Annotated in this window: 12 protein-coding genes and 1 tRNA gene; 9 read left to right on the plus strand and 4 right to left on the minus strand. The window is 70.4% G+C overall.

All coding sequences use genetic code 11. The annotated features are described in order from the left end of the window. The first annotated feature begins 9 nt into the window (after nucleotides 1-9). The 8 genes from ACBI99_RS28305 (at nucleotide 10) to ACBI99_RS28340 (ending at nucleotide 5313) form a co-directional block, all read left to right on the plus strand. Nucleotides 10-804, plus strand: coding sequence for a uracil-DNA glycosylase (locus ACBI99_RS28305; protein WP_357586252.1), 795 nt, complete (start codon nucleotides 10-12; stop codon nucleotides 802-804). A gap of 91 nt (nucleotides 805-895) precedes the next feature. After that, on the plus strand, nucleotides 896-2212 hold the full coding sequence (locus ACBI99_RS28310; protein WP_219505055.1) for an NAD(P)/FAD-dependent oxidoreductase: 1317 nt from the start codon (nucleotides 896-898) through the stop codon (nucleotides 2210-2212). A gap of 78 nt (nucleotides 2213-2290) precedes the next feature. Then, nucleotides 2291-2803 carry a glycine cleavage system protein R gene (locus ACBI99_RS28315; protein WP_219505053.1) on the plus strand — a complete coding sequence of 171 codons (513 nt, stop codon included), beginning with the start codon at nucleotides 2291-2293 and terminating at the stop codon, nucleotides 2801-2803. Further along, nucleotides 2800-3324: a peptide deformylase gene (locus tag ACBI99_RS28320; protein ID WP_357586254.1), complete on the plus strand. Its 525-nt coding sequence runs from the start codon at nucleotides 2800-2802 to the stop codon at nucleotides 3322-3324. Before ACBI99_RS28315 ends, ACBI99_RS28320 begins: the two co-directional genes overlap by 4 nt. A gap of 49 nt (nucleotides 3325-3373) precedes the next feature. Further along, nucleotides 3374-3446 (plus strand) — tRNA-Leu (locus tag ACBI99_RS28325). 168 nt (nucleotides 3447-3614) lie between these two features. Further along, complete coding sequence (locus tag ACBI99_RS28330; RefSeq protein WP_357586256.1) at nucleotides 3615-4403, plus strand: Bax inhibitor-1/YccA family protein; 789 nt, start codon at nucleotides 3615-3617, stop codon at nucleotides 4401-4403. A gap of 164 nt (nucleotides 4404-4567) precedes the next feature. Then, nucleotides 4568-4801 carry a DUF4287 domain-containing protein gene (locus ACBI99_RS28335; protein ID WP_101788372.1) on the plus strand — a complete coding sequence of 78 codons (234 nt, stop codon included), beginning with the start codon at nucleotides 4568-4570 and terminating at the stop codon, nucleotides 4799-4801. Between the two features lie 101 nt (nucleotides 4802-4902). Continuing rightward, complete coding sequence (locus ACBI99_RS28340; RefSeq protein ID WP_375073910.1) at nucleotides 4903-5313, plus strand: PPOX class F420-dependent oxidoreductase; 411 nt, start codon at nucleotides 4903-4905, stop codon at nucleotides 5311-5313. Between the two features lie 52 nt (nucleotides 5314-5365). Here ACBI99_RS28340 and ACBI99_RS28345 read toward each other — a convergent pair whose 3' ends face one another. From ACBI99_RS28345 to ACBI99_RS28355, 3 genes are all read right to left on the minus strand, one after another. Continuing rightward, complete coding sequence (locus ACBI99_RS28345) at nucleotides 5366-6583, minus strand: acetyl-CoA C-acetyltransferase (RefSeq protein WP_219505047.1); 1218 nt, start codon at nucleotides 6581-6583, stop codon at nucleotides 5366-5368. A 135-nt stretch (nucleotides 6584-6718) separates the two neighbouring features. After that, complete coding sequence (locus tag ACBI99_RS28350; RefSeq protein ID WP_375073911.1) at nucleotides 6719-8059, minus strand: PQQ-binding-like beta-propeller repeat protein; 1341 nt, start codon at nucleotides 8057-8059, stop codon at nucleotides 6719-6721. A gap of 60 nt (nucleotides 8060-8119) precedes the next feature. Beyond that, complete coding sequence (locus tag ACBI99_RS28355) at nucleotides 8120-9103, minus strand: SGNH/GDSL hydrolase family protein (RefSeq protein ID WP_308125752.1); 984 nt, start codon at nucleotides 9101-9103, stop codon at nucleotides 8120-8122. Nucleotides 9104-9227: 124 nt separating this feature from the next. Here ACBI99_RS28355 and ACBI99_RS28360 point away from each other — a divergent pair, with 124 nt between their 5' ends. Beyond that, entirely contained in the window at nucleotides 9228-10598 is a 1371-nt protein-coding gene (locus ACBI99_RS28360; protein ID WP_219505045.1) for a cystathionine beta-synthase, read from the plus strand. Here ACBI99_RS28360 and ACBI99_RS28365 read toward each other — a convergent pair. After that, nucleotides 10595-11452 carry an NAD(P)-dependent oxidoreductase gene (locus ACBI99_RS28365; RefSeq protein WP_219505044.1) on the minus strand — a complete coding sequence of 286 codons (858 nt, stop codon included), beginning with the start codon at nucleotides 11450-11452 and terminating at the stop codon, nucleotides 10595-10597. The two genes, ACBI99_RS28360 and ACBI99_RS28365, sit on opposite strands and share 4 nt — an antisense overlap. Between the last annotated feature and the right edge of the window lie 22 nt (nucleotides 11453-11474).

Raw genomic sequence — 11474 nt, forward strand, 5'->3', positions numbered from 1 at the left:
ATCGGTGTCATGAGCTACGTACCTCCCGGCACCGGCTGGCCCGACGACCCCGCGACCCCCGCCACGCCCGTGGCCGCCGGCCCGGCGGACGTGCGCGCGCTGGCCGACTCCAGCCGTGACCTGGCCGACCTCACCGCCCGGCAGTCGGTCTGCCGGGCCTGCCCGCGCCTGGTGGCCTGGCGCGAGGAGGTGGCCGACGTCAAGCGGCGGGCGTTCGCGGACGAGACCTACTGGGGGCGGCCCATCGCCGGGTGGGGCGAGGAGCACCCGCGGATCCTGCTCGTCGGCCTGGCCCCGGCCGCGCACGGCGGCAACAGGACCGGCCGGATCTTCACCGGCGACCGCAGCGGCGACTGGCTGTTCGCCTCGCTGCACCGCACCGGGCTGGCGGTGCAGGCGACGAGCACGTACGCCGGTGACGGGCAGAAGCTGGTCGGGACGCGGATGCTGGCGTCGGTGCGGTGCGCGCCGCCCGCGAACAAGCCGCTGCCCGAGGAGAAGGCCACCTGCTTCCCGTGGATGGCCCGTGAGATCGCGATGGTGGCCGGCAGCGTGCGGGTGGTCGTCGCGCTCGGCGGCTACGCCTGGCAGGCGATGTGGCCGGCGCTGCGGGAGGCGGGCTACGCGCTGCCGCGCAGCAGGCCGCCGTTCGGGCACGGCGCCGAGGTCGAGGTCACGTACGGGAGCGCGCCCGTGACGCTGCTGGGCTGCTACCACCCGAGCCAGCAGAACACGTTCACCGGCAGGGTGACGGCCGACATGCTCGACGGGATCTTCGCGCGGGCGGTCGAGCTCTCGGTGTGACGCGTTGCACCATCCCCGCGTTGGCCTTCGCGGATAAGCGTGGCGTAAGCTTGTGAATGCTTTCACAAGCTATCCATCGAGGGATGGGGCCATGAACAAGCACATCTTGATCGTCGGCGGCGGTTACGTCGGTCTCTACACGGCACTGCGTCTGCAGCGCAAGCTCTCCCGGGAGCTGCGCGCCGGCGAGGTGCGCATCACGATCATCGACCCCCAGTCCTACATGACCTACCAGCCGTTCCTGCCGGAGGCGGCGGCGGGCAACCTGTCGCCCCGGCACATGGTCGCCCCGCTGCGGCGGGTGCTGCCCAAGGTGAGCATCCTCAACGGCAGGGTGACCAAGGTCGACCACGCGGCCCGCACGGTCACCTTCCAGCCTGCCGAGGGCGCGCCGCGTGAGGTCGCCTACGACGTCATCGTCATGGCCGCGGGCTCGATCTCGCGCACGCTGCCCATTCCCGGGCTCACCGACATCGGCATCGGCTTCAAGACCGTGGGCGAGGCCATCGCGCTGCGCAACCGGGTGCTGCACCTGCTCGACGTGGCCGAGTCGACCGAGGACCCGGAGGTGCGCCGCAGGGCGCTGACGTTCGTGGTGGTCGGGGCGGGCTTCGCCGGCGTCGAGGCGCTGGCCGAGCTGGAGGACATGGCCAAGCACTCGACCCGCTACTACCGCAACATCAAGCCTTCGGACATCCGCTGGGTGCTCGTCGAGGCCACCAACCGGGTGCTGCCCGAGGTGGGGCCGGAGATGGGCAAGTGGACGCTGGAGCAGCTCCGCGAGCGCGGCATCGACGTCAAGCTGGACACCCGGCTCGAATCGTGCGTCGGCGGTCACGTGGTGCTCAGCGACGGCTCGGAGTTCGAGGCCGAGACGCTGGTGTGGACCGCGGGCGTCAAGCCCAGCCCGGTCGTCGCCGACAGCGACCTGCCGCTCGACGAGCGCGGCCGGCTGAAGACCACGACCAAGCTCACGCTCGCCGGCACCCGCGACGCGTTCGCCGCCGGTGACGCGGCCGGCGTGCCCGACGTGACCAACCCCGGCCAGTACTGCGCGCCCAACGCCCAGCACGCCGTCCGTCAGGCGAAGGTGCTCGGCGACAACATCGTCCGCCACCTTCGCGGGCAGGAACTGGTCGATTACCGCCACAAGTACGTCGGATCGGTCGCCGGTCTCGGCCTGCACCAGGGCGTCGCGAACGTCTACGGCGTCAAGCTTCGCGGATTCCCTGCGTGGTTCATGCACCGCACCTACCATCTGTCGCGGGTGCCTACGCTGAACCGCAAGGTCCGTGTCGTCGTCGACTGGACCCTGGCCCTGTTCTTCAAGCGCGAGACGATCTCGCTGGGTGAGATGGAGCACCCGCGCGAGGGGTTCAGGGCAGCCGTCGCCACCATGCGACGCTAGCCCAGGCACGGCAGCGCCCCGGCGGTCCCGCCGGGGCGTTTCGGCACCCGCTGACGGAACTAGAAAGGGGTGCCGCCGGTGGGGCTATCAGCGGTGACCGTGCTCGGCGTCGACAGGCCAGGCGTGATCGCCGAGGTCACCGGCGCTCTCGCCGACTGCGGGGCGAACATCCACGACTCGACGATGACGCTGCTCGGCGGCCACGTCGCGATGATGCTGCTCGTCTCCGGCGACCTCAGCTCCGACGACCTGCTGGAGAGGCTGTGCGTGCCCGACGCGGTGGTGACCGCCTCCGCCGTCGAGGCCAGGCGCTACTTCCGCGCCCACACCAACGGGATCGGCTACGTGCTCACCGTGCACGGCCCCGACCGGCCGGGGATCATCTCGGCGATCAGCGCCGTCCTGGCCGCCGACGGCGGCAACATCACCGGCATGAGCACCCGCCTGTCCGGCCGCCTGTACGTGCTCATCGCCGATGTCGAGCTGCCGGAGAAGGTGGACGTGGCCGCGCTCATGCGCAGGCTGGCCAACGTCGGCGCGGGCCTCGACTCGGAGATCACCTTCCGTCCCGTCGAACCGGACCTGCTGTGAGCGTACGGCCGGGGACCGCCCGTACGCTCCTCGGCGCCCCGCACCCGCTGCTGTCGTCGCCCGCCGAACAGGTCGACCCCACCGCTCCCGAGGTCGTCGCCGCCGCGGCCGACCTTCTCGCCACGCTGCGTCACGAGCCCGCCAGGACCGGCCTGGCGGCTCCCCAGATCGGGCTGAGCTGGCGGCTGATCGCCTTCGACGCCGGCCGCCACCCTCGGAGCCGTTCGTCGGCCGGGGAGCTCGTCATCGTCAACCCTCGCCTCACGGGGGCGTCCCACTGGGACCGCGGCCGCGAGGGCTGCGCCTCCATAGCGGGCCTTTTAGGAGATGTACGGCGAGCGTCGCGTATCACCGTACATGGGCGTTTGCCAGGAACCGGGAAGCCCGTCACCATCGAAGCGGATGCATTCGAAGCTCGGTGTATTCAGCACCAACTGGACCATCTGGACGGCGTACTCTTCCTGGACAGAGTGTCTGGAGCCCTATCACTTCACCGCAGACTTCACACTTGTGACGCCTGATGCGAAGTTGTGCTCCTCGGAAGCATGGTCCGTTTCGTATGATTGCGGCGCCCCCGTAGCCCAATGGCAGAGGCAAACCCCTTAAAAGGGTTGACGTGCGGGTTCGAATCCCGCCGGGGGCACCGGCTTCTACCATGGGAAATGCTTCTTTTTCGGCTGCGGCGGCCTGGGAACTTCCGCGGCGCGGCGTTCGTTGACCTCCCGGCTGAAGTCTCGAAACTACATAGATCCGAGCGCGAGTTGACCTAGGTGCCGTCCGGTCCCATAGGCTCGGCGCACAGGAGGCAGCGATGGAGAGCAAGAACCCCGTATTCAGCAGATCGCGGCAGCAGACCGGCTGGGGCGGCCAGGCGCCGACCCCTGACCAGCTGCAGCACATGTACGACGCTCCGTCGTACACCCCGCCGGCGCCCCCGGCCTTCCGCACGATGACGATCGACGACGTCGTGGTCCGCGGCTTCATGACGCTGGGCGCGCTCGTCGTGGCGGCCGGCGCGGCGTGGTATCTCAACGTGTCCATGGGCGTGGCCATCGGCGCGGCCATCGTCGCGCTGGTGCTCGGCCTCATCGCCTCGTTCAAGCAGAGCACCAACCCGGCGCTGATCCTCGGCTACGCCGTCTTCGAAGGCGTCTTCCTCGGCGCGCTCAGCCGGGTCTTCGAGGGCGCGATCAGCGGCATTGTGGTGCAGGCGGTCCTCGGCACCGCGATGGCGTTCGCCGGCATGCTGGCCGTCTACACGCTGCGCATCGTCCGCGTCACCCCGAAGATGGTCAAGTTCGTGATCGCCGCCGCGATCGCCGCGCTCGGCCTGGTCCTGGTCAACCTGCTGGCCGGCCTCTTCGTCGATGGCGGGCTCGGGCTGCGCGAGGCCGGCCCGCTCGGCTACGTGTTCAGCGCCGCGATGATCCTGCTCGGCTGCTTCTTCCTGCTCCTCGACTTCGACGCCATCGAGCAGGGCGTCAAGCAGGGCGCCCCGGAGAAGTTCGCCTGGCAGTGCGCCTTCGGGCTCACGCTGAGCCTGGTCTGGATCTACCTGGAGGTGCTCCGGTTCCTGTCCTACTTCACCAGTAGCGACTGACCCCCGGACCGTCACGGAAAGGGCCCCGCCGGTGACCGGCGGGGCCCTTTCGCTGCGCGACCGGAAATCTACCCGCCGTGACAAGATCCTCCGGGCTTGGGGCCTTGCCATATCTCTGCCTGTGTTGCAGTGTCAACAAAAGGCCTTAATCCGTGGAGGTGCCCATGTCCTTGAACCACTCACCGGAGACGCAGACCAAGCTCATCGCCAGAGTCCCTGCCATCACGGGACGCGAACTCCCCGAGTGGTTCCAAGCCATCGACAACGGCCCGTCGTTCCTGAGATGTGACGAGCGGGCCAACTGGCTCGCCGACGAGCACGGGCTGACCCACGGCTACGCCGCCGCGATCGTGCACGAACACGAGCGGCACCGCCGTAACCGCATGGGCTTCATCTAAGCCCTCGTCGTCGACCCGCGCCCGTGCCCCGCACGGGCGCGGACCCATGACACGGCCGCGCGTGCTGGCACCCACGGAAGCGAGCACGCGATCATGGCCGCATGGACCTCGACAGAGCACGTGACTTTCTGGCCCGCAACCACCGGGCCATCCTCCTGACCACGCACGCCGACGGCCGCCCGCAGATGTCGCCGGTGGTCGTGGGGGTCGACGACGCCGGGCGCGTCGTCGTGAGCACGAGGGAGGCCGCAGCCAAGACGCGCAACGCCCGCCGCGACCCCAGGGTCGCCGTCTGCGCCTTCACCGACGGCTTCTTCGGCGAATGGGTGCAGGTCGAAGGCACCGCCGAGATCGTCTCGCTGCCGGAGGCCATGGACGACCTGGTCGCCTACTACCGCGGCATCTCCGGCGAGCATCCCGACTGGGACGACTACCGCGAGGCGATGAGGCGCGAGCGCCGCGTCGTCATGCGCATCACCCTGGACCGGGCCGGCCCCGACGTCCACCGCTGACCGTCCCGTACCGGAGATCCGGCGGGCGCCGCGAGGACGCCCGCCGGGCGGATCAGCTCAGGCGCTCCAGGATCATCGCCATGCCCTGGCCGCCGCCGACGCACATCGTCTCCAGTCCGATGCTCTTGTCGTGGTGCTGGAGGCTGTTGATCAGCGTGGAGGTGATGCGGGCGCCCGTCATGCCGAACGGGTGACCGACGGCGATCGCGCCGCCGTTGACGTTCAGGCGGTCCAGGTCGATGCCCAGGTCCTGGTAGGACGGGATCACCTGGGCGGCGAACGCCTCGTTGATCTCGACCAGGTCGACGTCCTCGATCGCCATGCCGGCGCGTGCCAGCGCCTGCTTGCTCGCCTCCACCGGGCCGAGCCCCATGATCTCCGGCGACAGGCCCGTGACGCCCGTCGACACGATCCGGGCCAGCGGCGTGATGCCCAGCTCGGCCGCCTTCACGTCGCTCATCACCACGACCGCCGCCGCGCCGTCGTTGAGCGCGCAGCAGTTGCCCGCCGTGACCGTGCCGTCGGGGCGGAAGACCGGCTGCAGCGCCGCGACCTTCTCGTACGTGGTGCCGGCACGCGGGCCGTCGTCCTTGCTCACCACGGTGCCGTCGGGCAGCGTCACCGGCGTGATGTCCTTCTGCCAGAAGCCGTCGGCCAGCGCCTTCTCGGCCAGGTTCTGCGACCGCACGCCGAACTCGTCCTGCTCCTTGCGGCTGATCCCCTTGAGCTGGGCCAGGTTCTCCGCCGTCTGGCCCATCGCCACGTAGATGTCGGGGACCGTCCCGTCCTCGCGCGGGTCGTGCCAGGTGCGGCCGCCCTCGGCGAACGCCTTCGTCCTGGCCCGCGCCTCGCCGAACAGCGGGTTCATCGTGTCGGGCCAGGCGTCGGAGTTGCCCTTGGCGAACCGCGACACCGTCTCCACGCCGGCCGAGATGAACACGTCGCCCTCGCCGGCCTTGATCGCGTGGAACGCCATCCGCGTCGTCTGGAGCGACGAGGAGCAGTAGCGGGTGACCGTGGTGCCCGGCACGCCGTCCAGGCCGAGCAGCACCGCCACGACGCGGGCCATGTTGAAGCCCTGCTCGCCGCCGGGCAGGCCGCAGCCGAGCATGATGTCGTCGATCGTCCCCGGGTCGAGCTGGGGCACCTTGGCGAGCGCGGCCTTGATCATCTGGACGGTCAGGTCGTCGGGGCGGATCTCCTTGAGCGACCCCTTGCCGGCCCGTCCGATGGGCGAGCGGGCGGTTGCGACGATGACTGCCTCGGGCATGGCCCCTCCTTTGTCAGCACAGTGACTAGAACTATATTCCAATACCTCCGAGTCATCACGCCCCGCCCTCCGGGTTCTTCGGAGAGCGGGGCCGTTCAGGGGCGTTCAGGGCCGTTCAGGGGCCGTGCGGGAAGGTCAGCCGTACATGCCGGGGGCGGTGGCGGTGCGGTCGTTGGTGGCGTGGACGTGGCCCTTCTCGTCGCGCCAGAGCCGCCAGCCGTCCTGGCTGCCGGTGTACCAGGCGGGCGGGGTCGCCGCGCCGCGCACGCGCTTGCCGGTGGCCAGGTCGTACTCGCACAGCGCGGCCGTGGAGTAGAAGCCCGGGGCCTGGCCGCGCAGCGGGAGGGGCTTGGGGTCGGTGACGCAGAAGGACCAGCCGCGCTGGTCGTCGACGGGGACGGACTTGCCGGTGACGAGGTCGAAGGCGGACCCCTTGTGGCCGTGCTTGAGGAAGCCGAGCTTCTCCATCCGGCTGGGGAAGGCCAGCCACCAGCCGGAGCCGGGCACGTCGGAGGCGGTGATCTGGCCGACGACGCGGCCGGTCTCGGAGTCGAGCCGGGCGAAGCCGCCGTAGGCGCCCTGCTGGTCGACGGGCCGGACGACGGGGGCGAAGCCGGGGCTGCCCGAGGGGTAGACGCGCACGACGGAGGGCCGCATCCAGTTGATCGTGCCGTCGCCGATCTTGATGGAGAACAGCCCGAACGCCGAGACCTTCTTCGTCTTGGTGTTGGTGTAGGGGGCGACGTAGCCGATCAGGTTGTCGCCGGTCGAGCCGAACGCCCAGCCGCCGGACATGTCGATGCCGGGGCCGAGCGCCTGCTCGATCGGCTGCTGCCACTGGAGCTTGCCGGTCTTGAGGTCGTACGACTCGATCATGGGGTTGGCGGCGAGCCGGAGCATGAGGACCCGGCTCGCGTCGGACCATTCGACCTCGGCGATGCCGGGCAGCTTCCACATGAGCTTGCCGGTGGCGGGGTCGAGGACGACGACGCGGGCCTTGGACAGGGCGGTGTGCTCCGACAGGCAGAGGTAGGGGCCGCAGCGCTGGGGGCCGAAGGTGGAGTGGATGGGCCGGGTCCACAGCTGCTTGCCGGTGCGGGCGTCGCGGGTGATGAGGGTGGCGTTCCAGCGGCCCTTCTTGGCGGGGTCGAGTGCGGCGATGACGGCGCCCTTGCCGGTGTCGACGAGGGCGGGGGGCGAGACGCCCATGCCGGGCAGGCGGCCCGCCATGGTGGCGGGGTGGGCCCAGAGTTTCCTGCCGCTGGCCTGGTCGAGGGTGACGGTCTCCAGCGTGCCGTCGGGCTTCATGGCGGTGGCGGTGACCACCCCGCCGGCGGCGGCCATCCGGCTGACGGCGTTGATCTCGTTGTTGTGCCAGGTCGGGAAGCTGGCTGTGGCTGCATCGCTGTTGGAACAGCCGGCCAGGGCCAGGGTTCCGGCGAGGGCGAGAGCCGGTTTCGCGAGAGGCCGGAGCACGGGCAATTCACTCCAAAGGTGGACGACGAGTGACGGCCCCGGCTCGGAGGGTGACCGGGTTCAGGCGTCGTTCAGCCCCTCCCCGAGGCGACGGCGGAACAGGTTGGCCCACTTGCCGTGGGTGCCGCTGGCCCGCCCGTCGACCCGGGTCGCGGAAACCTCGGTGCCGGGCTCCTCCGCGGCCGTGGCCGCCGCAAGGTAGATCGGTTGCAGTCCTTCGCCGCGCGCGGGCCGAGGCTCGGGCCACAGTCCTAGCGCGGCGCATACAGAAGGTAGCACCGCGTAAGCGGCCTGGGCGTAACCTCGGTCAGATGGATGGAAACGATCCGGTCCGAACATTTCGCCCGGATTTGCGTGGAATTCCTCGCCGAGGAGGTCGGCGAACGCCACCGTACGGCCGCCCGCGTCGACCACGCCGACCGTCTGGGCGGCGGCGATCTGGCGGCTCCACCGCCGCGCCACCCAGCGCAGCGGCTGCGCGATGGGCCGGACCGTGCCCAGGTCGGGGCAGGTGCCGACGACCACCTCGGCCCCGGCCTCACGCAGCCGCCTGACGGCCTTGGTCAGGTGGCGCACGGCGGTGGCGGGCGAGGTCTGGGTGATGACGTCGTTGGCGCCCACGAAGATCACGGCCACGTCGGGGCGGAGTTCGAGCGCGGCGTCCACTTGCTCGGCCAGCTCGGCCGAGGCCGCGCCCGACTTGCCGACGACGCGCAACCGTACCGGACGCTCGGCGACGGCGGCGAGGCCGCACGCGATCAGCACCCCGGGGGTCTTGCCCGGATCGGTGAGGCCCAGGCCGACAGAGGTGGAGTCGCCCAGCATGGCCAGCTTGAGCGGCTCGCCGGGGAAGTCGCCGTAGTCGCCGTCGGAGAACGGGCCGTCCATGCCGTGCGGGCGCCCGATCGTCTTGCGGGCCAGCATGCCCTCCGCGATCAGCAGGCCGTAGGCGGTCGCGCCGAGCGCCGTCAGGCCTCCTCCCCCCAGCGCGGCGGCTGTCGCGATCCTGCGCGCCGCACGCGCCATGCCCGCTGGCCAGACCACGTGTGTCCTCCCAACCGAACTCGGCGGTAGCGTTTGCATGAAACTAGCCGAGGGCCTGCCAACCGTACGGGATCTCGGCCCCGGACCAGCTGACCAAGCTTCGGTAAAGAAGGTGAACACCTCGGTGCGCGTTTATGATTCCCTGGTCGAGCTGATGGGCAACACTCCGCTCGTCCGGCTGCACAAGGTCTCGGCGGGGTTGCCGGCCCAGGTGCTCGCCAAGGTCGAATATTTCAACCCCGGCGGATCGGTCAAGGACCGGATCGCGGTCCGCATGATCGAGGCCGCCGAGGCGTCCGGCGAGCTGCGCCCCGGCGGCGTGATCGTCGAGCCGACCTCGGGCAACACCGGCGTCGGCCTGGCCATCGTGGCCCAGCAGAAGGGCTACCGGTGCCTGTTCGTGGTGCCGGACAAGGTCGCCGGTGACAAGATCTCCGTCCTGCGGGCCTACGGCGCGGAGGTCGTCGTGTGCCCGACCGCGGTCTCGCCCGACCACCCGGAGTCCTACTACTCGGTCTCCGACCGGCTGGCCCGCGAGATCCCCAACGCCTGGAAGCCCGACCAGTACTCCAACGTCAACAACCCCGAGTCCCACTACCACTCCACCGGCCCCGAGCTGTGGGAGCAGACCGACGGCGGCATCACGCACTTCGTCGCGGGCATCGGCACCGGCGGCACGATCAGCGGCACCGGCCGCTACCTCAAGGAGGTGTCCGACGGCCGCGTCCGGATCATCGGCGCCGACCCCGAGGGCTCCGTCTACTCGGGCGGCTCCGGCAGGCCGTACCTGGTCGAGGGGGTCGGCGAGGACATCTGGCCGGCCACCTACGACACGGACATCTGCGACGAGATCATCGCGGTGTCCGACCGCGACTCCTTCAACATGACCCGCAGGCTCGCCCGCGAGGAGGGGCTGCTCGTCGGCGGCTCGTGCGGGATGGCCGTGGTCGCGGCGCTCCAGGTGGCGGCCAAGGCCGGGCCCGACGACACCGTCGTGGTGCTGTTGCCCGACGGCGGGCGCGGCTACCTGTCGAAGATCTTCAACGACGACTGGATGGCCGACTACGGCTTCCTGACCACCGCCTCGGAGGAGGGCCGGGTCGGCGACGTGCTCGCCCGCAAGGGGCCGGGGCTGCCGGAGTTCGTGCACGCCCACCCGCACGAGTCCGTCGGCACCGCCATCTCGATCATGCGCGAATACTCGGTGTCGCAGCTCCCGGTCATGAAGGAGGAGCCGCCCGTCATGGCGGCCGAGGTGGTCGGCTCCATCGTCGAGCGCGACCTGCTGGAGGCCCTCTACCACGGCAAGCTCTCCTCCGACGACCTGATCTCGCAGCACATGTCGTCGCCACTGCCCATGATCGGCAGCGGCGAACCCGTGTCCCGCGCGGTCGAGGTGCTGGAGAAGGCCGACGCCGCCGTGGTGCTGGAGGACGGCAAGCCCGCCGGGCTGCTCACCCGGCAGGACCTGCTCGCGTTCCTGGCCGGCCGTTAGGGCTTCATGATCGACTTGATCACGGTGCCCAGGCCCTCATGGCCGCGCCCCTCGGCGTCGGCGCGCTGGAACAGCCGGCGCAGGGCCTGCGGCACCGTGGTCTCCAGCCCTGCATCCTCCAGCGCCGCCACGGCGTGGCCGAGCCCCTCGGCCTGCATGTGCAGGCTGTTCAGCTCGCCCGGGTAGACGCCGGCCTCGAACTCCTCGGCCAGGATCTTCGCGAAGCCCATCGGCCCGTCGGAGCCCAGGCCGGTGAACGTCTCCCGGGCGAACGGCACGAACTCCGACGGCGCCACCCCGGCCGTGCGCAGCAGCGCCATCGCGTGCATGTAGCTCGTCAGCGACGACCAGAAGACCAGCAGCTGCGCCTGGTAGTACATCATCGCCAGACCCTGGTCGTGGCCCACGTACGTGACCTCAGACAGCGCCTCCAGCGTGCTCGCGTGCCGGTCGAGGATCGGCTTGGGGCCGCTGTAGAAGGCGTACGCGCCGGGCTTGCCGATGCCGGGCGGCGGCACCATGATCCCGCCCGTCACCAGCGTGCCGCCCCGCCCGGCCACCCACTCGGCCGCCTCCCGCAACGCCTGCGGCGTGTCCGAGGAGAGATTGACCACCACCTTCCCGTCCAGCCTGGCGTCGCCGAAGCTGTCGTACATCGCCTGATAGCTGATCTGGCTCACCACCAGCAGCTCGCCCGTCACCGGCGAGTCCGCCCACTTGGCCCCCCGGGCCACCAGCGGGTCCGCCTTGCTCGCCGTACGGTTCCACACCGTCACGTCATGGCCCGCGGCCAGGAACGTCTCGGCCATCGTCGCGCCCATCGGCCCGAGGCCGATCATCGTCACTTCACTCATGGGTTCACCCTGACCGCGAGCG

This window comes from Nonomuraea sp. ATR24, from assembly GCF_041950485.1.
In the GTDB taxonomy this organism is placed as follows: Bacteria; Actinomycetota; Actinomycetes; order Streptosporangiales; family Streptosporangiaceae; genus Nonomuraea; species Nonomuraea ceibae.